The 22,541-nt window shown below is 38.1% G+C and carries 17 protein-coding genes and 1 other RNA gene; 9 read left to right on the top strand and 9 right to left on the bottom strand.

Annotation, left to right across the window (positions count from 1 at the left end; translation table 11 throughout):
* Positions 1-38: 38 nt before the first annotated feature.
* Entirely contained in the window at positions 39-2,570 is a 2,532-nt protein-coding gene (locus tag OFN91_RS00835; RefSeq protein WP_270872916.1) for a transglycosylase domain-containing protein, read from the bottom strand.
* Between the two features lie 124 nt (positions 2,571-2,694).
* On the opposite strand from OFN91_RS00835, the gene OFN91_RS00830 reads away from it, so the two are divergent.
* The 6 genes from OFN91_RS00830 (at position 2,695) to OFN91_RS00805 (ending at position 9,744) form a co-directional block, all read left to right on the top strand.
* Positions 2,695-3,786 carry a D-alanine--D-alanine ligase gene (locus OFN91_RS00830; RefSeq protein ID WP_270866245.1) on the top strand — a complete coding sequence of 364 codons (1,092 nt, stop codon included), beginning with the start codon at positions 2,695-2,697 and terminating at the stop codon, positions 3,784-3,786.
* 66 nt (positions 3,787-3,852) lie between these two features.
* Positions 3,853-4,446: a LemA family protein gene (locus tag OFN91_RS00825; protein WP_270872915.1), complete on the top strand. Its 594-nt coding sequence runs from the start codon at positions 3,853-3,855 to the stop codon at positions 4,444-4,446.
* 12 nt (positions 4,447-4,458) lie between these two features.
* Positions 4,459-5,796 (top strand): M48 family metalloprotease, encoded by a 1,338-nt coding sequence (locus tag OFN91_RS00820; RefSeq protein WP_270872914.1) that lies wholly within the window; start codon positions 4,459-4,461, stop codon positions 5,794-5,796.
* 176 nt (positions 5,797-5,972) lie between these two features.
* Positions 5,973-7,988: an ATP-dependent helicase gene (locus tag OFN91_RS00815; RefSeq protein ID WP_270873063.1), complete on the top strand. Its 2,016-nt coding sequence runs from the start codon at positions 5,973-5,975 to the stop codon at positions 7,986-7,988.
* 12 nt (positions 7,989-8,000) lie between these two features.
* Positions 8,001-8,819, top strand: a complete 819-nt coding sequence (locus OFN91_RS00810) for a ferritin-like domain-containing protein (RefSeq protein ID WP_270872913.1) — start codon at positions 8,001-8,003, stop codon at positions 8,817-8,819.
* A 157-nt stretch (positions 8,820-8,976) separates the two neighbouring features.
* The gene (locus tag OFN91_RS00805) at positions 8,977-9,744 is read left to right on the top strand and encodes a hypothetical protein (protein WP_270872912.1); all 768 of its coding nucleotides are present in this window, start codon (positions 8,977-8,979) and stop codon (positions 9,742-9,744) included.
* A gap of 136 nt (positions 9,745-9,880) precedes the next feature.
* Here OFN91_RS00805 and OFN91_RS00800 read toward each other — a convergent pair whose 3' ends face one another.
* From OFN91_RS00800 to ssrA, 8 genes are all read right to left on the bottom strand, one after another.
* Complete coding sequence (locus OFN91_RS00800) at positions 9,881-10,636, bottom strand: metallophosphoesterase (protein WP_270872911.1); 756 nt, start codon at positions 10,634-10,636, stop codon at positions 9,881-9,883.
* Between the two features lie 617 nt (positions 10,637-11,253).
* On the bottom strand, positions 11,254-12,603 hold the full coding sequence (locus OFN91_RS00795; RefSeq protein ID WP_270872910.1) for a hypothetical protein: 1,350 nt from the start codon (positions 12,601-12,603) through the stop codon (positions 11,254-11,256).
* 106 nt (positions 12,604-12,709) lie between these two features.
* On the bottom strand, positions 12,710-14,239 hold the full coding sequence (locus OFN91_RS00790; RefSeq protein ID WP_270872909.1) for a hypothetical protein: 1,530 nt from the start codon (positions 14,237-14,239) through the stop codon (positions 12,710-12,712).
* A gap of 131 nt (positions 14,240-14,370) precedes the next feature.
* Entirely contained in the window at positions 14,371-14,742 is a 372-nt protein-coding gene (locus tag OFN91_RS00785; protein WP_270872301.1) for a hypothetical protein, read from the bottom strand.
* Positions 14,739-14,960: a helix-turn-helix domain-containing protein gene (locus OFN91_RS00780; RefSeq protein WP_270872302.1), complete on the bottom strand. Its 222-nt coding sequence runs from the start codon at positions 14,958-14,960 to the stop codon at positions 14,739-14,741. The genes OFN91_RS00785 and OFN91_RS00780 overlap by 4 nt, the downstream gene beginning before the upstream one ends.
* A gap of 112 nt (positions 14,961-15,072) precedes the next feature.
* A complete protein-coding gene (locus OFN91_RS00775; RefSeq protein WP_270872303.1) occupies positions 15,073-15,495 on the bottom strand; it encodes a hypothetical protein in 423 nt (140 codons plus the stop codon).
* A gap of 88 nt (positions 15,496-15,583) precedes the next feature.
* Positions 15,584-16,855 carry a tyrosine-type recombinase/integrase gene (locus tag OFN91_RS00770; RefSeq protein WP_270872908.1) on the bottom strand — a complete coding sequence of 424 codons (1,272 nt, stop codon included), beginning with the start codon at positions 16,853-16,855 and terminating at the stop codon, positions 15,584-15,586.
* A 195-nt stretch (positions 16,856-17,050) separates the two neighbouring features.
* Positions 17,051-17,411: a transfer-messenger RNA gene (gene ssrA / locus OFN91_RS00765) on the bottom strand.
* Between the two features lie 103 nt (positions 17,412-17,514).
* Here ssrA and panB point away from each other — a divergent pair.
* From panB to ruvB, 3 genes are all read left to right on the top strand, one after another.
* Entirely contained in the window at positions 17,515-18,309 is a 795-nt protein-coding gene (gene panB, locus OFN91_RS00760; RefSeq protein WP_270872907.1) for a 3-methyl-2-oxobutanoate hydroxymethyltransferase, read from the top strand.
* A gap of 59 nt (positions 18,310-18,368) precedes the next feature.
* Positions 18,369-21,443: an AAA domain-containing protein gene (locus OFN91_RS00755; RefSeq protein WP_270872906.1), complete on the top strand. Its 3,075-nt coding sequence runs from the start codon at positions 18,369-18,371 to the stop codon at positions 21,441-21,443.
* A gap of 66 nt (positions 21,444-21,509) precedes the next feature.
* Positions 21,510-22,523, top strand: coding sequence for a Holliday junction branch migration DNA helicase RuvB (gene ruvB / locus OFN91_RS00750; RefSeq protein WP_270864436.1), 1,014 nt, complete (start codon positions 21,510-21,512; stop codon positions 22,521-22,523).
* The last annotated feature ends 18 nt before the right edge of the window (positions 22,524-22,541 follow it).

The following is a 22,541-nucleotide window of genomic DNA, read 5'->3' as shown; positions in this document are numbered from 1 at the left end:
TGAAATTTTTATATTTTGGTAATTTTTTATTTTTTATTTTATCTATTTTTTACCCTAAATTTCGCCACGCTAAAATTCGCGTTTTCGTCCAAACACGAAAGCTCATATTCGCCCGGGCTCAAATTTAGCATAAAATTCTCGCCATTTTTTTTCGCCTCGTATGGGCTATTATTTACGCTGATAAAAATTTCATCGCCAAAAACAGCCGTGCAAGAAGCACTAAGATTTATCTCTCCACTATCGCTCACTTCGTAAATTTTGCCATCTATATCGCTAAGAGCGGGTGCAATGCTAGCAAATTTATCCTTGCACCTGCCGTTTTTGGTCGTATTTGCGTCGATTATGCCGTTTTGCAAAAGATAAAAAAGCTCGCTAGGGCGGTAAAATTCGCACTCATCGCGCAAAGTTACACCCTCTATCACCAAATCTCGCACCATTTTTTTACACTCTTTTTCTACGAAAAAATCAGCGCAAATTTCTTTTTCGCTCACGCCACTTGGACGGACAAATTCGGCATTTATCGCGCCTGTGTTTGAAAGGTAAGAAAACATATCAAAAACCACGCGCGCAGCACTAAGTCCGCCACTTATATCACTCGTTTTTTCGCCGTTAAAATTGCCAAACCAAACCCCAAGGCTAAATTTTGGCGTTACGCCAATCGTATAAAGGTCGCGCCCGTCGGCACTCGTGCCAGTTTTAAACATCAGGGCTGGCATGTTTTTGGTATTTTGCCACACAGAGCCAAGATAGCTTCGTGGAGCGTTTTTTAGCATTTGCGTGATGATATACGCACTTTGCGGGCTTAGTATCTGCGCGCTCTGACCAACTTTCGCCCCTGCTAGTTCTAGCGGTTTTAACTCGCCAGAGTTTGCAAAAACGCTGTAAAGATGAGTGAGATTTAGCAAATTTATGCTAATTCCGCCAAGCCCAAGCCCGAGCCCATAATGCTCTTTGGAATACGGCGCGAGATTTGCGCGAAGCAAAAGCTCATAAAGCCCGTCATCGCCAAGGGATAATAAAAGCTTCAAAGCCGGAATATTTAGGCTATATCCGAGTGCGTCATTTGCGCTAATAACCCCCATAAAGCCTAGATTGTAGTTGCGTGGGGAGTAGTTTTTGAAGCTAATCGGAGCGTCGATTAGCTCACGGCGTGGCGTGATAAGCCCCTCTTCAAGGGCTCTTGCGTAGATAAATGGTTTTAGCGTGGAGCCTACATTTTTCGCCCAGACTATGCCGTCATTTTGTCCCAAAAATCCGCCAAAATCGTGCGAACCCGCGTATGCCACAACCGCCATTTTTTCGTTGTCGATTAAGATTGCTGAGCCGTTTTTGACGCCAAATTTGGCTAGGTCATTTATCCTTGATTTAAGGAAATTTTCAAGGGTGAGTTGATAGGTTTTATTTAAATTTGAGTGGATTAAATTTGAGCTATTTTGTGCCACGCGCTCTGCTTTGTTTTGCCAGATTGCGCCGTTTTGTGCCAAGTGCTTTGTATCGCCTATGCGCGCGCTGCGATTGTCTGTGCTTGCGGGCTTTATCGCGCCATTTTGTGCCAAGTGCGCGCTTTGGCTTGCCCCCACAGAAGTTGCCCCCACAGAAGTTGCCCCCACAGAAGTTGTGCGCGCGCGTTTTGTTTCGGTAGCTGTTTCGCTCACGCCCTCTGCCACGCTAGCTGTTTTGCTCGCTGTTTCGCCCATACGCACACCCACAGCCTCACTCGCGCCAGCGGCGCGCCCTACCATGCCCAAATTTTTTGCATTTTTAAAGGCGCGCATTGCATAATGCGGGGCGAAATTTGGCGCTGGGTGCCTTGTGGGGGTGAATTTCTCGCTACTAGCTCGTTCAAATTCGCTTAGAGATAAAATTCCTGCCTTGTAAAGACTAGAAATCAGCCTGTTTTTTAGCGAATTTAAATCCAAATTCGCGCGGTCTAGGCGGTTTTTGTTCGGGTTTTTTGGCACCACCGCAAGAAGCGCGATTTGAGCGTTGCTAAGCTCACCTAAACTTTTGCCAAAATAAAAATAGCTAGCACTCGCCACACCCTCGATATTGCCACCATAGGGGGCTAGATTGAAATACATTGTCAAAATTTCATCTTTGGTGTAGTGAAATTCGAGCTGAAAGGCGTTGAAAATTTCGATAAATTTGTTTTTGTAACTGCGCTCTTTGGGGTTCATCATACGCGCAACCTGCATTGTAATGGTGCTTGCACCCACTCTGGCTATATTTGCATTTTTATGCGTAAAATTTTGCGAAATATTATGCGTAAATGCCCGTGCTATTGAAAATGGATTGACACCAAAATGATAGTAAAAATACCTGTCCTCGAAATGCACCACGCTCTGTTTTAGACGCTGTGGGATTTCATCGCTACTGGCGTAAAATCGCCAAATCTCATCACTGCTAATTTGCATATTTAAAATTTCCCCCTCGCTCGAATACAAAACTAACGACTTTTCTTTATTTAATCCAGCCAAATTTAGGGGAAATAAAAAATCCAAAATCAAAAACAACGAAAGCAAAAATGCGCCCAAAAATGCGCTAAATTTCACAAACCATATAAATTTCATAAAAATATTATATCTATAAAATTTATAAATTTACTCAAATTTTTCACACAAAAAGAGAATATAAAGCATAAATTTTATAAAATCGAGAGTTAAATTACACTTTAAAGAGCCCAAAGGAGTTATTATGAAATATGGTATCATTTTTGGCGGACAAAGCTACGAGCACGATGTCAGTATCCTCACAGCAATCGCTGTAAAAAACGCATTAAAAGGCAAAAATTTAGTCTTTATCTACTGCGACGCTAACCGCAGATTTTTCGAAATCGAAGAGGGAAATATGGTAGCAAGCTACTTTGCTAGAAATTTTGCTAGATCTCACTCTGCCAACACAGACGCTGCTGAGGGCGGTTTTTCATCTCAAACTTCTTATGGCAGCAAGGTCAAAGAGCTAACCCTCTCTTATGGCGGATTTTACACAAGCGGTATGTTTTCAAAAAACAGATTAGAAATCGATGTGTGTATCAACACAATCCATGGCGGTGATGGTTGCGACGGCAAGCTAGCTTCACTTTTAGAATTTTACGAAATTCCACAAATCGGCCCTAGATTAGAGGCAAGTGCGGTAAGCCATAATAAAATTTTAACCAAAAATTTAGCCAAAAACGCAGGGGTTAAGGCGATTAATTACGCGGTTTTGAAGCGCACGAGTCTGCCGTCTTTTAACTACCCTGTCATCATAAAACCAGCTCACCTAGGTAGCAGTATCGGCGCTAGTATCGTAAATAGCGACTTAGAGCTCGATAAAATCATCGACAAGGTCTTTAAGCTAGATAGCGAGGTCATCGTCGAGCCTTTCGTCAAAGATGTCAAAGAATACAGCCTAGCAGGTTGTAAAATAGGCGGCGAGATTGTATTTTCAAAATTTGGCCAACCTGTGAAAAAAGATTTCCTAGACTTTGGTCGCAAATACATCGACACCACCCAACCAAACACCGTGACAGAGCAAACCGTGGGCATTTCAATCGCAGATAAGATGAAAGATGCGTTTGCTAAAATTTACAACAGCGGATTTGAGGGCTCGATCATCAGATGCGACTTTTTCGTGTTTAATAACGAAATCTATCTAAATGAAATCAACCCCGTCCCAGCAGCTCTTGCAAGCTATTTATTTAACGATTTTGGCGCGATTATCGACGGGCTTTCTACATCTTTGCCGCAATACAAAAAAATCCCAGTAACCTACGATTTGGTTACGCAAATCGCAGCAAACAAATAATCCAAATTTCACGCTAAATTCCAAATTTAGCGTGAAATTTAGCCAAATTTAACAAAAGGATAAAAAATGAGTGTTTTGCTAGTAATTTTAGCTATTTTAATTCTTGTCGGAATTTTTCTCATTGGTATTTACAACAAACTTGTCGCACTTTTAAACGAAGCCAAAAACGCTTTTGCACAAATCGATGTCCAGCTAAAACGCAGATATGATCTAATCCCAAATTTAATCGAAGTTGTCAAAAAATACATGGCGCACGAAAAACAAACCCTAGAAAATGTCGTAAATGCCAGAAACCGCGCAACTAGCGCACTAGAAAGTATCAAACAAAACGGCTTAAATGATAGTGATATGCGAAATTTAGCAAGCGCAGAAAACGAGCTAAAAAGCGCGCTACATGGGCTAAATATCCAGGTCGAAGCCTATCCTGAGCTAAAAGCTAGCGAAAATATGCTACATCTAAGCGAGGAAATCACCTCTACTGAGAATAAAATCGGCTTTGCTAGGCAGTCTTACAATGACGCAGTGACGGACTTTAACACCTATAAACAAAGCTTTCCAAACAATATTTTAGTCGGATTTTTCCCTAAATTTCACAAAGATTTAGCCCTGCTTGAATTCAAAGAGGAAAATATCCAAAAAGCCCCAAAAATCGAGTTTTAAGCGAGAAATTTTGTGGAGGCGTTGTCTGCGCTAAATTTAGCGATTTTTTACCTACCTGAAAAATTTTGCCATTTTTTAAGCGCAAATGAGATTTCCTGCACGCCAAAGTGCGGGTATTATCTATGCGTTTTGGCGTGTAGCGCGGTTTTGTTTGCCATAACGCGCATTTTCCTTGGCAAAACAGCCTCGCTATCTCACAGCATAAACGAACACCAAAAACTAGCCAAAAGCAAGGTTGCGTGGCTAAATTTCGTCTTTGCAAGCGTTTTGGTGCAGGTTTTTTGGCTCTCATACGCGCTATTTTTTGATTTTTTAAATTACAAAAATTTTGCCCTTGGCGAGGGCGCGGATTACGCCCTGCCACTACTTTTGTCCGCGCTTTTAGTCTGCGTGATTTTATTTAACTATATCAAAAAACGCCATTTTGAGGCGACAGACATTTCTAGCCTTGCAAAGGGGCTTGACGCCACAGAAATTCACCCCCACACAGCCAAAAATTCCGAAAAAATTCTGCTTAACATAATCGAAGAAATGGCGATTGCCTCGCGTGTGGATATGCCACGGGTTTTTATCATGAAAAACGAAAATGGCGTAAATGCCATGGCAAGCGGGGAGAATTTCGGCAAAGATAGCGAAAAAATCGCGATTTTTGTCACGGCTGGGGCGATGAGGACATTTAACCGAGATGAAATGCAAGGGGTAATCGCGCATGAGTTTTCGCACGCATTTCACGATGATATCGAACTAAATATCAGGCTAATTAGCGTCATTGGCGCACTTGGCACACTTAGCTTCATCGGATATGAGATTTTAAGGGCGTTTGGCAGGGGTAGAAGTGGCAGAAACTCCAAAGGAAGCGGGATCGCCATAGTCATACTTGTAGGCGTTACATTTTGGCTACTTGGGCTTTTGGGTAAGGTTTTTGCCGAACTTATCCAAAGCGCGATTTCTAGACAAAAAGAGTTTTTAGCAGACGCTAGCGCAGCCAAATACACGCGCAATCCTTTGGGTATCAAAAAAGCCCTTGATAAGCTTTTTATGATACAAAAATTCAACAAAGCCTATCACGACGGAATCGGCAAAAAGGATTTTAAAGCCCCAAAAGATGAAGAAAAGCCGAATTTAAACAGATATTTTTCCTCAAAAACGCGCCAAAGGGGCAGTATAAACACAGATGACATGCGAAATTTTCGCGCAAATCCACTAAGAAATTTCGCAAATTTTCATATCAAAAACACAAACGCCAGAGCCTGTGCGCACATGTTTTTCTTGCCCGCATTTTCTGGGCTTTTCGCCACGCACCCTAGCCTGCAATCACGGATAAAAAAGCTAAAAGAAATGGGCGCGTGAATTTGGGCTAAATTTCGCGCCGAATTTCGCGCGTTAAATTTAGGCTAAATTTTAAAATTCGCAAATTTTGGTTAAATTTCACGCCCAAATTTACGCCAAATTTTAGGCGCAGGGCTAATTTTTTTATAATAAATTTAGGCTATAATCTACGATTTTAAAGGAAAATTTTGAACGCAATATCAAATTTAAACCAAGAACAATACTCCGCCGCGACTGCGCCCTTTGGCCACAATCTCGTAATCGCAAGCGCAGGCACAGGCAAGACTAGCACCATTGTAGCGCGCATTGCGCATTTACTGCACCTTGGCGTAAATCCAAGCAAAATTTTGCTTCTAACCTTCACAAACAAGGCAGCTAGCGAAATGATTGCGAGGCTAAATCGCTATTTTGACAAAAAAATCACCGCCAAAATCACCGCAGGCACCTTCCACGCGGTATCTTACGCACTTTTGCGCGAGCTTGGCAAGGGTGTGATTTTAAAACAGCCAAGCGAGTTAAAAACGCTTTTAAAAAGTATCGTAGAAAATCGCAAATTTTACCATATCAGCGACACTAGGCCGTATGGCGGTGCGTATTTATACGACATATACTCGCTATTTCAAAACAAACAAACAGGCGAGAGTTTTGGCTCGTGGTTTGCTAGAAATTTCGAAGATCAGGCTGAATTTAGCGAAATTTACGAGGATATTTTGCGCGAATTTGAGGAAGAAAAAGCCCGCTTTAACTACGCCGATTTTAACGACATACTGCTTAAAATGCGCCACGAACTGCGCAAGGGCGCGCCACTATACTATGATGAAATTTTAGTCGATGAGTATCAAGATACCAACTCGCTTCAAGGCTCACTAATCGATGCATTTAGGACAAAAAGCCTTTTTTGCGTGGGTGATTTCGATCAGAGCATTTATGCCTTTAACGGCGCGAATATTGATATAATCGGCTCTTTTGGCACCCGTTTTAGCGACGCGAAAATTTACACGCTAAACATAAATTACCGCTCATCTAGCCAAATTTTAGCCCTTGCAAACAAGGTCATTTCAAACAATCCGCGCCTGTATGACAAAAAGCTAGTCGTGGGACGCACGGGCAAATTTAGCGCGCCAAAACTGCATATTTATGATGAGATTATGTCGCAATACGGCCATATCGCACAGCAAATCAAGCAAAGCGGGCGCGCCCCTGAGAGTTTTGCGGTAATTTTTCGCAACAATTCCTCGGCTGACGGGATCGAGGTCGCGCTCAAAGAGCTAGGAATCGGCGCGAAGCGCAAAGGCAGCACGAGCTTTTTTGAAAGTCGCGAAATAAAGGCGTTTATGGATATTTTCGGCGCGCTGATAAACCCAAAGGATATGATGGCATTTCTTGGGATTTTAGAGTATGCCAAAGGTATCGGAAACGCCACTAGCAAGGAGATTTTCGACGCGCTAATCACGCTTGGTGGCGGAAATATCAAAGATGGCTTTTTGCGCCCTGATATGAGTGCGAAAATTTACGAGCAAAAAAAGCGAAATTACCAGCTAGGACTTTTTGATGATATGGATTTGCAGGCGAGTTTGGAGCGATTTAGCACGCTTGGATTTAGCGAAAATTTCGCCAAAAATCCGGTGCTAAAATACAACAAACTAAACGAAAGCGCGGCTGTGATTTTGCACGAGCTATACACGCTATTTAGCAAATTTAGCCCAAATTTCGGCGCTGGCGAGCTAGTAAATTTGATAAAATCCTCAAAGCTTTTTGCCATAATCGCAGGTAATATCGCCACTCACAGAGCTACGCTCAAAAACGGCAAAATCGATCTCGATCGCAAAACAAACGAAAATGAGAAAATTTACAACAAAGTAGCGATTTTAGGCGGGATTGCGAGCAAATACAAGGATGCGGGGAGTTTTTATAACTTCATCACACTTGGCGCAAAGGAAATGAGCGAGGGCAAAGGCGTAAATCTGCTAAGCGTGCATGCTAGCAAGGGTTTGGAGTTTGATAGCGTGTTTTTGGTGGATTTGGCGCAAAACCGCTTTCCAAATTTGAAGCTAATGGGCATGGGCGGCAGTCTAGATGAGGAGCGACGACTATTTTATGTCGCGGTGACTAGGGCGCGAAATGAGCTCTATCTAAGCTACGCGAAATTTGATAAAATTCGCAAAATAAACTATCAGCCAAGCTGTTTTTTAGTTGAAGCTGGTATGGCGTAAATGGGGGTTAAAATGAGTTTTCACGCAGAAATTTGGGAAATTTTAAACGCTGGCAGTCCTAGCCAAAAAATAGAAAAATTTGCAAAATTTTACGCAAAATTTTGCAAAAACGAAGTAGAATTTGAGCCAAATTTTGAGCCAAAACCGCTCGAAAATCCTAGCTATGCGAAATTCGCCCAAATTTCGCAAGTCAAAGATATAAAAATCCAAAACAAAAATTTAAAAAAGCAAAATGTCGATAAAAACGCCCTATTTCTGCACTCTGTGGCGCATATCGAATACAGCGCGATTGATTTGGCGCTCGATGCGTGTTATCGTTTCGCAGGACTGCCACGCGAATTTTACGCTGATTGGCTAGAAGTGGCAGAAGATGAGGTAAAGCACTTTTCGCTCGTAAATGCCGAGCTAGAAAAAACGGGTTTTTCTTACGGCGATTTTAGCGTGCATGACGGGCTATTTGAGGCGCTGAAAAAAACTCAGCACTCGCTAATTGAGCGCATGGCAGTGGTGCCTAGGCACTTGGAGGCTGGCGGGCTGGATGCGAACTTTTATCTGCTTTCGCATATTGATGAAATGCCGGATAAAAGGCCATTGCGGCCACTTTTGGAGATGATTTTGTGCGAGGAAGTTTCGCATGTGAGCAAAGGCGATAAGTGGTTTAGATACGAGTGCGCTAGGCTGGGAGTTAGCTCGGAGTGTTTTTTCGAAATCGTTATGCGCCACTACCCAAAGGCCTTTAAAACCACTCGCGCGATAAACGAAACCGCCCGCTTGCAAGCTGGCTATTCGCAAAGCGAAATCGATAAAATCAAAGAGTTACAAGGAAATTAAAATGATTTTTGCTGCGGCAGGTGCTGTGAATTTGCATATCAAATTTTAATATTAATATTGCATATTTTCTTAAAATCCACTTACAAATTCGCTATTTTTATTGACTTTTAAGAATTAATATTATATTATAACGCCAAATTTTCACAAGGAGCAACCTATGGCAGTAGATGTTATAAAAGTCGAGCAAATGGTCAAAGATGCTGAATTTTTAGAAAACATCAGAGGTAGAGAAAGTTACAGAAAAGCTCTAAAACTCTTAGGAATTGCTAAAAATTATAGCCTTTTAGATAGCGAAAAATGGGAAGCTCTCCATAATAGCGTGCAAACAATGGCTTCGCTCTTGGGTCTAGCAAGGGCAGAAATAGATGAGGTCTATACCCCTAAACAGCAGGTTTTAGCCGGCCACACTATGGAAATCATAGAGTTACTCAAAAAGGAAAAAACCCCGCTTCAAATCACAAAAATTTTGCAAGAGCGAGGCGTGGAGGTGGCTTACTCTCAGGTCAGCCATTTCATATCAGAGACAAGGCTAAATCAATTTTCCGCGCCATCGACTAGGGACAGGCTCGCCAAATACAAGGACGAAATCCAAGCCAAACTCGAAAACGGCGATAGCTACTACTCGATCGGTGGCGATTTAGCAGAGGCATACCCTGAGCTTAGCGAGCTTACATATTCGCAGATTAGCAACTTTATCAAAAGCGAGTTTGGCGAAAAATACCTAGCCGAAATAAAGGCGAAATTCGCAGGTCCGACAAGCGAAGAGTTGCTAAGCCCATACAAAGATGAAATTCGCAAAATGCTAGCTAGCGGCGACCAGCTCACGGATATCCGTGCCAAACTAAAAGAATTAAAGCCCGAGCTAGGGAATATTTCGTATTCTCAGCTTAACTACTTTATCGCAACGAAACTCTCACAAGGCTGAGAGCCTGCGATAAGGGCGTGAAATTTGGCGCGAAATTCTCGCGGTGGCACATTAGCAGTGCGCGCGTAATGCTGTCATTGCGAGAATTTTGCGTCAGTAAAATTTCGGCGCAGTGTTTAAATTTTGCGAAGCGAGATTAAATCACGCACAAATGTTTGATTTTCTCGCCATCAAATTTCAGTTCCACTATATCGTGCCAAAGTGTGATAAACTGGCTATTTACGCAGAAAAGCTCCTCGTGAAAGTGTCCGAAAAACCACTTTTTAAATTTGATTTTGCGATAAATTTCTTCTAGCAAATCGCCGTTTGGATCGTGGAAATCTAGCGCAAACTCATTTAGGGCCAGCACCTTTGGCGCGATAGAATTCGGCGCAGTGTGCGAAAGCACTAAATCCACGCTAAAATCGTGCTTGGCGAGGTTTTTGTAAGCCTCGTTTAGCTCAGCCTCGCTGATATTTTCGCCCTCCCACCACGATATGTTTTGCGTGCGATACTCCCTGTCGATACTCGCCGCACCGCCCATACTAAGGACTTTGTGCCCTGCAAGCTCATAAACCTGCCCCCGCATTAAATGATATATGCTCTCAGAAATTTTATGCACTTTTCCGCCGTGAAATTCGCTAATTTCATACGAATTTAAGCGATTGAAATTTTCGTGGTTGCCGTCGATAAAAAGCGTGGTGAAATTTTGGTCCTCGAAGTATTTTAGCCAGCCGGCTTCCTCACTATCTGGGGCGTTTTGCCAAATGAAGCCAAAATCGCCTAGGATTATCAAAAAATCGTCTTTGCAAAGCGTATTTGCAAACTTTTCAAATGCGCTAAATCGCTTCATTTCGTGCGAAAATCCGCCCCAGCCGCCGTGTGTATCGCCTGTGATGAAAATTCTAGCCATTGTTTTGCCTTTAAATTTATGAAATTTTGTAAATTTTATGAAAATAACTTAAAAAAAGCTTAAATGGTGGAGGTGTGCTCTCTATACCTATGCCTTTCTAACTACGATAAATATGGGATTTGAAAGCTTTAAGGTTTTTAGTATTACCCAAAAAGTAACTTATTTACTTTTTGTTTTATAAATTTTCGCTCATTTAAGCAGTCAAAACGAAGTTACATTATAACAATTTTTTTCTTTTACAGAATAAAATTTGGGGCTTTGCCCCAAAGCTCATCAGTAAAAGAGAAATACAAAAAACTCTAATATTTGCTTTAAGGTTTCACAAAACCTTAAACGAAATTTTGGCTAAAAAATGCGTTTTTTTATAGCGAATTTGACCGAAAAATTTTCAACTCCCATTTTTAGAGGCTTAATTGTTTAAGAAAAGTCTAAATTTAGCCGTGATAAAATGCTTTTAAAATATTATTTTAGTGGTGTTTCACGGATTTAAGTTTAAAATTCGGTCGAATTTGACCGAATTTGACCGAATTTTCTTTCAAACGCCCATTTGTAGGGAAATTTTTCGGTCAAATTCTGCCATTTTTCGGTCAAAATTTTTGTAAATTTTATTTAAGCTTTTAATCATTTTTTAAAAGACTTATTGTTTTATCTCTATTTTCGATAATAAAATCATTTAGAATTTGCCTTATATCATTTGTTTTATAGTCTTTAAATGGTCTATTGTCAGCAATATTTTTCATAGTGCAATTACCATATTTTTTTATTCTTTGTTCTATATACTCAATCATCTTATTTCTAACGCTTTGTATGCTGTCGCTTTGTCCGTTTAGCTCATCAAACATAAGAGATAAATCAATATAAGGCTCTATAAAATTAATGGCTTCATCTATCGTGCTATCATCAACTAATGGGCTAAATTCTACGCTTCTTTGTGCCTTAATGCTCTCATATTGCTTCAAATAATGCAATGTTTGAATAATGGCGTTTAGATTTTGCGTGGTGCGAGAATACAGCTCTTTATACTCATTTGATTTATCTTGCTTTTTCTTATGTGTTTCTTTGCAAAATTTATCGTAATTTGCGTTATTGTGAAAGGCATTTATATTGATTTCATATTTTTCTAGCTTTAAAAAATTCATAAAACCGATGATAAAATTTTGAAATTTTGAAATTTCATCATTTAACGGCTTATTTGCGTTAAATTTGAAGTTCTCATAAGAAAGAATATCTTTTGTATAGACAATCACAAATCGATTAAATAAGCCCCCTAAATACTCTTTTATCACGCTATCATCACAGCCTAGCTGTTGTAGGTTTGTATCTGCTGATAGATAGAATTTGACATTATCTAAAAATGGTGGTAAGGCTTTTTTCTTGCTGTTGCCTTTGGAGTTTTTATATACTGGTCTTGTTAGGGTGTTGTTGGCTGAGTTTTTATCTGTTAGCATAGTTAAAATTTCTTGTGTTTTTGGGTCTTTGTTTTTCAAAGCTGTTCCAATTTCGCCAAAATTTGCAAAAAATACTCTCTGATTTAATGCACTTGTAAAAATTCCTTCGCTAGTGATTTTGCCTTCGATTAAAAACGAATATAGCTCAATTTCGTTACTAGCTTTAAATTTTTTATCTAATTCTTGTTTTATAGGGTCAAAAAGTATATCGAATTGAAATTTTTTATTTCTACTTTTGCCTGTGCCACTATCTGAAATATCAAGTAAAAAGAAAGGCAAATTTGGCTGATTGCAATACGATATAATCGCACTCATACACTGCACGGCTTGGATTTCAATCTGTCTATAATTGCTAGGATTATACTCTCTTACAAACTTACACCACTCATTTAAAAATGAGCTTTCAAAAGCAAAGGGAGTAATATAAGCTTTTTCTAATGCTTTTTTGCTTATACTTCCTTTGCTTATGTTTCTTGCTCTGTGCTGTTTATGCGCAGAGCTTTTTTTATTTATACTCATTTTTTAATTTCCTTTCTTAATTTTAAAATTTGTTTTTATTTCTCTTTTACAGATATTTGGGGCTTCGCCCCAAAGAATTTTTCTTGTAAAAGGAAAAAGATTTTTATCACTCATAATCAAATCCTTTGTCTTTTTTTGGAATTCTGTTTTTAGAAAACTTTGAAGAGAGAAGAACTTTTTTTTGTTGCTCCATAACACTCGCAACAGAAATTTCGCTATCTATTTGCGTTTCTTTTGCGTTTTCTTGCGTTTTAACGCTTTGGGTAGTATCTTTGGCTATCTTTTCTTTTAGCGTTGAAATTTGAGCGTTTAATTCTCTGTTTTCACTCTCTAATTTGAAGTTCTTAGACCAAAGCTCACTATTTTTTTCCTTGACCTTTTTTGTTGCGATAAAATCATCGTTTAAATTTTTCTTTTTAATGATTTCTTGTAGTGTTTCGTTCCGTTCGCCTAGCTCTTGTGCTAGGGCTTTGTAGTCTGTAACTTCTTTGCTAAAAGATAAAAAACCTTTTTTGGTATGTTTAGCTTTTAGCTCTTGGTTATTATATTTTAGGGCTTTTTTCTCTAAATTTGATAGTTGTTCGTATTCATAATCATTAAACCCTTTGCGTTCATTTAATTTTTCGTTTTCAATTTGTAAGGCTTTGATTTTTTCATCTTTCTCTGTTTTCTCTTTATCGGATTGTTCTTTTTCGGCTCTAAATTTAGCATTCATTTGCTCTTGGATTAAAGTTATTTGCTTTTCAAATTCAGCTTTACTTATTAGCTCTTTGTTCTTGATAGCTTCCCTTAATTTCTTTGCTTCTTGTTCTAATTTAGCATAATCAGCCCTTGTAGCGTGGTTTTCTTGTAGTTGTCCCCTTAAATCTTTGATAGTTTCGTTTAACTCTTTTATGGTTAGGTCTTTTTCTTCGGTAGCTTTTTGTAAGTCTTTCATTTTCATAGCGTATTGTTGGCTACTTAGCCCTTTTGGTGCTTTTTCTCCATTAGCAGAATAATCAAATCCACGCTCCATACCTAACTCATCGGCTACTATTGTTTGAAGTCTTTTGCCTATGTCTCTTTTTTGTCTAGCCCTAAAACATTGTATTCCCTTTTCGTTAAGCGTGATAAATTCGATATGAGCGTGTAAATTTGGGTCAAAGCACTTTTTGCCATTTTCATCTGTATAAAAATGCCCCTCATCTCTATGGACTGCACTGCCGATATATTGCCACCCAAATTCCTTACAAACTTTATCAGCTACTCTTTCAACATCTACTAGTGTATGTTCTGCATTTAAAGTTATAACCATTGATTGTTTATAATTTTTTGCTTGAATTCGTTGCTTTGTGCGTTCATAGTAGTTTTGTATGGTTTGAGCCATTATTTCATCTTCTCGCTTTTGCATTTGCTCTGCCGAGCAAGAATATTCATTTAAATCAGAATAAATATCTTTAATACTTTTTGCTTTTAACTTTTCTTCTTCTTCTCTCGTATCGTGCCAAAAATTTTGTGATTGTCTTGGCTGACAATTAGCATTAGCTTTTGCTGTTTTTGGTGTGTATTTTATATGATTTGTTTTTTGAATTTTATCGAGTTTAGTCCAAACTCTTTTGGCTCTCCACTCATCATCGCTTCTGTATTTGCGCTTCATAATATTTTCTCCTTTAAAAGAAAGTTGTGATATAAACTCTTTTTCGTATGCCCTTGTGGCTAGAAAAAGCGCACCTTAACCCTTACTCGTTAGAGTATAGGGTTTGTAGTGCGCGCACTACTACCCATTGATTATTCACTACGCTCATAATCAAGGGTCAATGCGCCTAATCCGTCACCACAAGGGCTAGGATTAGGATTATCATTTGTAGTGGAAGTAGATTTTGTAAGATGAAAAATTTCATCATCGAGTTTAGCTAACTTATCTTTTTCTTTTTGAAAATTTTTATCTAGCCTATCTTTTTTTGCTTGACAAATTTTATCTAACTTATCTTTTTCCTTTTGACAAATTTTATCTAATTTATCTTTTTCCTTTTGACAAGCTTTATCTAGTTTTTCTTTTTCATCTAAGATAGAATATTGCATATCAAATATTTTATTTTGAAGTTTATTTCTTGCACGGCGTTTGTTTTTTATGATTGTTCTAATATTTGGAGTTTTCATTTTGAAGCTCCAACGACACAAGTTTCTATAAACTCTTTTATATCGCTTGTTTTATATAAAATTTTTCTGCCTATTTTGTAATATTTTAAATGTGGTTTATCAGAGAGTTGGCTTTTTTGAGTTCGCAATTTTTGTTGGGATATTCTTGTCAATCCATACATTTGCGTAACTTGTTCGATTGTTAAAAATTCATCGTTGATGATATCTATTTTTTGCATAATTTGCTCCTTGCTTGTAGAAAATTTTTACAAGGGCATTATAATGTGTTTATTTTAAAAAGTCAAGCAGTTTAAGTAATTTTTATAAACTTATTTTAGAATTTAATAGATTTTAATCATTTAAAGTATCTTTCAACACTTTTTTTAAATTTGAAATTACAATGTCTTTATCTGATAATTTTTGCTCTAATTTGTGTATTTTTAATAAAAGAAACAATGCTTTTTCCATAGGTTCGCTTACTTCGCCCCTTGCCACTGCATTTTTAAAAGCTCCCTCAGTGTAGCCTGTAAGTTGCGATAATTCTTTGTATTTTAGTCTTAGGAATTTTGAAACACGCTTTATAGGGTTAAGAAATTCTAAATATAAAACTTCCAAATTTGCTTTTGTAAAAAATACTTTATCTAAAATTTTCTTTTTATCATTTAGCATACCCCTAGCTTGGATATATTCGATGAAATCATCATACTCATCAAAATTAAAATTTTGCTCTTTTAGAAAATCATCTATGATTTTTTTATCTTTTTCGTTTATCATCGCATTGTCCTTAAATTTTCTGATTATTTTAACATAAATTATTTTTAATTTCTTTTTACTAGAAATTTAATTCTGTAAAAGAAAAAAATCAAATTCCAAGTGGTTCTATTGAATTTAGATAATCTCCATACCACTGCAATAAAGCCCTTTTTTGTTCGATTGTGGCTCTTTCTAGTTGATAGCTGTATTCTACTTTATTGCGTTGTTTGTGCGCTATACAATCCTCGATAGTATCGTAGTTTGCTCCGTTTTGTGCTGTGTGTATATTGCAAAGTGTTTTAAATGTCTTTCTAAAACCGTGAGCCGTTAATTTGCCTTTCCATTTGTCTTTTCCGCCCATATTTTTACAAGCCTTATTTAGGTTATTTTCACGATTTGTGTGGGCTTTTTTTAGTTGTTCTTCGTTCATACTTTCATAACCAAATATAGGGAAAACATACTCAAAATTTCCACTATATAGCTTTTGAGTTTCTAAAATTTTTAACAAATATGTTGATAATGGCACACTATGGCGAATTTTCCTTTTCATTGCGCTTGCAGGGTAATTTAATACCTTGTTTTCGTAGTCTATCCACTCCCATTTGATTTTAACGGTGTTTGCAGGGCGATTTGCGCTTAATACTTGAAATAAGACCATACGGCGCACTTCATCGCTGATTTTTGTTCTTTCTCTCAAATCTTTTATCCACTCTTTAATCTCATTTTCTTTGATAAGCCCCTTTATTCGAGGGTCGTAATCGTTTTGGGAGTAGAAATTGTGTTTGCTAGGAAAATACTCTTTTAAGCCATTTGTAGGATTTTTGCTGATATAGTCGTTGTTTATGGCTATTTCAAAAATATCTCTCATATAATTTATAAGCCTATGTATAAGTTCAAGTCTGCTTGCTGTTATGTTTTCTGGTCTAAAAATAGGGTTTAAAACCTCTAAAAGTTCAATTTGTTTAATGTCTTTGATATCTCTGTCTTTAAATTTTGGGAGTATGTATCTTTTGAATGCTTGATACATTTTATCGGTGTAATCTTTCGAATTTTGTTTATATTTTTGCTTGAAAAATATTACTAGCAAATTACCAAATTTAAATTTATCATCTCTATTGTCAAAAGTTCCGCCATTTTCAAGCCTTTTAAGTTCTGCAATAGCATCTCGCCTAGCTTCTGCGACAGAATACATATTTTCTCTAAATTCTTTGATTTTTTTATATTTGCCTTTATATCTAATTTCAAAAGTTTTTATTCCCTCGGGATTAACAAAAATATAGAGCTCTTTTGGGTCACCTACTGCTTTAATATATCGCTTATTTTTTGGTTCTAAATTGCGTATATCTTTATCCGTTAAGTGTGCTTTGCTTACATTTCCCATTTTATCGACCTTTTGAAGTGGTTTTTTTGAAAAAGTAACTTAATCGGTTTCGAGTAACCTATTAAGTAACTTAATTAAAACAATTTAATTATATCACAAAAATAACTAAAAATAATCAAAACTAAACTAAATGCCCTTAAAATGGTAGCTAAAAGAGATTAAAAAGAAGTAAAAATAACTTAAAAAAAGCTTAAATGGTGGAGGTGTGCGGGATCGAACCGCAGTCCAAAAACAAACGACCAAAGCCTCTACATGCTTAGCAAAAGTGAAATTCTCGCTCCGGCTTGCTCACTTTCCAAAACAAATCGCCAAAGCAAAGACTAAATTTCGCCCCGCGCCTCGTCAGAGCGCGAAACTACGCTATCTAGGATTACCCGCTACCGCGCTTAGATAGTATGGGCGCAGTGCAGGGCTCGACTGCGATTACGCTACTTTTGCGTAAGCAGGAGCAAAATTTTTGTTATTTGCGTTTAATTTTAATTTGGATTTTATACGCTATATCCGAAGCGGCATGCCACCTTGACCAATCCATTTCTGTCGAAGCCAAGTCACCCCCAAAAGGAAGTCGCACATTTTACTTCAAAAATTTTATATTGTCAAATTTGGGTTAAATTTGCCAAATTTAGGCTATAATCGCAAAAAATTTTTAAGGATTAAATATGGCAAAAATCACTATAAATGACCTTTATAAAATGAAAGAAAACAGCGAAAAAATCGTTATGATCACAGCATACGACGCTTTATTTGCCAAAATTTTTAACGACCAAGTCGATATGGTGCTAGTAGGCGATAGCCTAAATATGAGCTTTGGCGGACATGCTGAGACTATCGGCATAAGCGTCGATGAGATGATTTATCACGCAAGAGCTGTTAGGCGCGGCTTAACGCACCCGTATTTGGTCGTGGATATGCCGTTTTGCTCATGCGCCACGCCTGAACTTGCGCTTAAAAACTGCGCCAAAGTTTATGAAAAAACAGGTTGCGACGCCGTTAAAATCGAGGGCGGAAAGGATTTTGCGGCTACCCTCGAGCTTTTAAGCAAAAACGGCATTGCCGTTATGAGTCACATAGGACTGCGCCCGCAACTTTCTCGCTTTCAAGGTGGCTACAAAGTAAGCGGTCGCGAGAAAAATGCCCTAAATTTGCTTCTTGATGACGCCAAAGCCGTGCAAAATGCGGGAGCGGTTTTGCTTCTGCTTGAAGGCACAATTTCAAGCGTGGCTAGCGAAGTAATGAGCGTCGCAAATGTCCCAGTTATCGGTATCGGCGCAGGATCCTGCGACGGACAGGTGCTAGTGTGGAGCGATATGCTGGGATTTTTTGACGAGTTTAAGCCAAAATTTGTAAAACGCTACCTTGACGGCGCCGAACTCGTGCGAGAAGCTGTGAAAAACTACGCTAATGATGTCAAAAAAGGCATTTTCCCAAGCGAAGAATTCGAGTATTTGAAGTAAATTTAGGCGTTTTATATGAAATTTTATTTTGTAAAAAATTTATCAATATAAGGTTTGTTTTGAAATATAATATCGGTAAAGTAATTTCCAAATCGATTAAAGAGAGTAAATGGCTTAGCATAGAGTATGTCAATAAAAAAGGCGAAACAAGCTATTTTTGGTGCGCGGTTTTGGATATCGATGTAGAATACAAAAAATTAAAAATCGATATGTTTAATATCGGTGTGTTTAATAATAGTGAAGGAAATTACGCCAAAGATGGAAGTATTTTTTTTGACAAGATAAAAAAAGCCAAGGTCATCGACGGAACATATTATTCGTGCGAACCGCATTTAATCGATAAAATAGAAAAAAATATCTCAGAACTTGCGTGGCTAGAATTTGATAATTTCGACGACAAAATTTTAGAATATTACAGCGAAGCAAAAAGGCTTGATGTCGATCCGTGCCAAAATGATTACTCAAAGGTTAGCGGTATCGATGTAAGAACGCTACTAAAAAATGAGAAAATTTTACTAACCGATGAGCAGTTTAAAATCATCATAAACGATATTTACGACAAAGAAAAATTTGAGCAACAAAACAAATATTCGCAACTTGCAATCAATAAATTATCGATTTACGACAATAATAAACTCTATGTGGTTGCGTATTATCCGCTGTTTTTGGATATAAAAGAAAAAAGCTTGATGATTAATGGCGAATTAATAATCAATAATAGCTTTTTGATTGACGGAAATAAAAAATCGTTGGCTGAGTATTTGAGCATGAATCCAAGCGAATTTGCTGGATTGTTGCAGGTTGATTACGAAAATACAAAAGAGCTATTAAGGGAAAATTTAAATAGCAACGAAAAACTAGATGAAAATCCGCTCTTTATGCTCATAACTAGGGAAATTCGCATGGATTTCGACCCAGTGTATGAAGGCATAGTGCAAAAGCATAAAAATGGCACTCTCGAACACCCGCTTAAAGCTTTTTTTGGCGAACTCTCCAAGCGAAACATGGGAAAAACTGAGCCAAATATCGTATTAATGGATAAAAATGTCAATATCGATCAAATAAGAGTGGTTTATAATGCGATGAAAAATCCAGTTACCTATGTCCAAGGACCGCCGGGCACAGGCAAAACCACTACGCTGATGAATGTTGTTTTATCATCTTTTTTAAACGATAGAACATGCCTAATTTGCTCGAATAACAACCACCCAATCGATGATATTTTGAAAAAATTTAAATTTAAGTATAAGCACAAAGAGATACCATTTCCGATTATTAGGCTTGGAAATCGCGTAGAAATCGGCAAATCATTGGATAGGATTAGAATTTTACTAGAAAAAAATGATGAAAATATCAAAATTTATGATGATAGACTAAAAGAAATTAGCGACAAAACATCTAAAAGATATAATGATTTAAAATCGCTACTAGCAAAATATGAAGAAAAACAAGAAGTTTTGCAATCAAAACAGGAGCTCGATAAATTTTATGATTTTGTGATGAATAATGAAAAATCATCAAAAAAACTCAAAGACAAACTTGCAGAGCAAAAAAACACCATTGAGGAAAAATTGCAAAATTTGCCCGATATTAGCAATGAAGAGGTTTTATCAAATGTCAAATTTGTCGGAGACGACTCTGATTTTTTAATGTATTTGTATTTTAGTTCGTTTAAATTCATAAAAAGACTAAAACAGCCAAGCTACAAGGATTTAAGAGATATTATCAGCATTGACGATAAAGAAAATCAAATCACCGAATTTACAAAATGGCTAAAACAAAGCGAGAATTTTAAAAAATTTCTAAAAATTTTCCCTGTAATTGCATGCACAAATATCGCGTGTTTGAAACTTGGCGACAACGAAGCTTATTTTGATATTTGCATAATGGACGAAGCAGGACAATGCGATGTCGCAGCCTCGCTTGTGCCGATTTCAAAGGCTAAAAGATTGCTTCTAGTAGGCGATGTAAATCAACTCCAACCCATAACGACGCTAGATAACTGTATCAACGATAAATTGATGGAAAAATACGAAGTTCCAAGGCAGTATGATTATTGCGGGAATTCTATTATGAATTTAATGTCGCGTGTCGATGAAATTTCAACTAAAATTTTACTTAGCTATCATTACAGATGTGGCAAAAAAATAGCTGATTATTCAAACCACAGATATTACGGCGGCAAGCTAAATATCCAAACTTCCTTAGGCGAAAATCAATTAGAATATGTAAAAGTGCGAAATAAAGAATTTGCTAGCGAGCGAAATTCATACCTAGCCGAAGCCTTGGCGGTTGTAGAATATATCAAAGAAAACAAATTAGACGAAAACGGCGTCACCGTAATAACGCCATTTAGAAATCAAGCCCATCTCATACAAACCGAATTAGCTAAGCAAAATTTAAATGTGAAATGTGGGACGATTCACACCGTTCAGGGTTCTGAAAATCAAACCATTATATTTTCCCCCGCAATCGGAGTAAAAAGTTCTCTAAAAACCTATGAGTGGCTAGCGAATAATAAAGAGTTGATCAATGTAGCAGTTACCAGAGCCAAGGATAAATTGGTTTTAGTAGCCGATGATGAAGCCTTAGAGGCTCTATCGAATAAAGAAATAGACGATGATATTGCTAGTCTTAGCCATTATGTCAAACAAAACGGAAATATAAGCGTATCGCACTCAAAGGTCAATAAAATCGAAATCGGTCTCTCAAACAGCTCGCGGTGCGAAAAAGAATTTTTTGAAACGATAACTCATTTTTGTAGCGTTTATAAAAAATTTAGTGTTAAGCGAAATCAAAGCGTTAGCAAGGTGCTAAAATCAATCGATGATGAGGAGCTAAAATCATACTTTACAAAAGCAGAATTTGATCTGGTTTTATACTCAAAAGATGAGTTTGGTGCCACTAAACCGCGCCTAGCTATCGAGCTAAACGGCGGCGAACACTACATTTCAAAAAGCAAAAGCATAGACAATGATAAAAAGAAAATGCAAATATGCAAGAATAGCGATATTTCCTATCTTTGCTTGCCAAATTCATACTCTAAATCGTATGAAACTATATCAAATTTAATCTTTGCATTAAACGGCGAAAGCGATGAAGAGTATAATTTGTTTAGCCAAATAGAGCCGTGAAATTTAAAATTTCAATTTAATTAAAATTTCGCTAAACTACGCATTTATTTTAAATTTGAGAAAATCATGGACAGAATCGTAGAAATAGAAAAATTAAAACTAGATGAAGCGTCGGAAATTTCGCTAAGACCGGCGAATTTCGAGGATTATATCGGGCAAGAAAAAATCAAATCGAACCTAAACATAGCAATCACGGCCGCCAAAAAGCGCGCCGAGTGCCTAGATCATGTGCTGTTTTATGGGCCACCAGGGCTTGGCAAGACCACGCTTGCGCACATTATCGCCACGCAAATGGGAGCCAATATCAAAGTAACCGCCGCTCCGATGATAGAAAAAAGTGGCGATTTGGCCGCGATTTTGACAAATCTCGAAGAGGGCGATGTGCTTTTTATCGATGAAATTCACCGCCTTAGCCCGGCGATCGAAGAGGTGCTGTATTCTGCGATGGAGGATTTCCGCCTCGATATCATCATCGGCTCAGGTCCAGCGGCGCAAACCATTAAAATCGATATTCCACACTTTACACTCATCGGTGCGACTACGCGCGCGGGCATGATTTCTGCGCCTTTGCGAGATCGCTTCGGCATGCAGTTTCGCTTGCAGTTTTATACCACCGAAGAGCTAGCCAAAATCGTAAAAATCGCCTCGATCAAACTCGAAAAAGAGTGCGAAAAAGACGCTAGTAGCGAAATCGCACGCCGTAGCCGTGGCACGCCACGCATCGCGCTTCGACTTTTGAAACGCATAAGAGATTTTGCCGAGGTCAAAGACGAGAAAATCATCACCAAAGAGCGCGCGAACGAGGGTTTGGACGCGCTTGGGGTCAATGAGCTCGGATTTGATGAGATGGATTTGCGATACCTTGCGATTTTGGGCGAAGCGGGCAAGAGAGCCATGGGGCTAAGCACCATTGCAGCGGCACTTAGCGAGGACGAGGGCACGATCGAAGATGTCATCGAGCCGTATTTACTCGCAAACGGCTATATCGAAAAGACAGCCAAAGGGCGCATTATGAGCGTGCGCGCAAAATCAGCCCTAGGATACGAAACCAGCCCCGATGAACGGGGGCTTTTTGATTAAATTTAAAATCCGAATAAA

The sequence above is a fragment of the Campylobacter sp. JMF_08 NE1 genome (assembly GCF_027737875.1).
Classification (GTDB): Bacteria; Campylobacterota; Campylobacteria; order Campylobacterales; family Campylobacteraceae; genus Campylobacter_B.
Note: the sequence above shows the minus strand (reverse complement) of the source record. Positions and strands in the feature narration are given on the sequence as shown.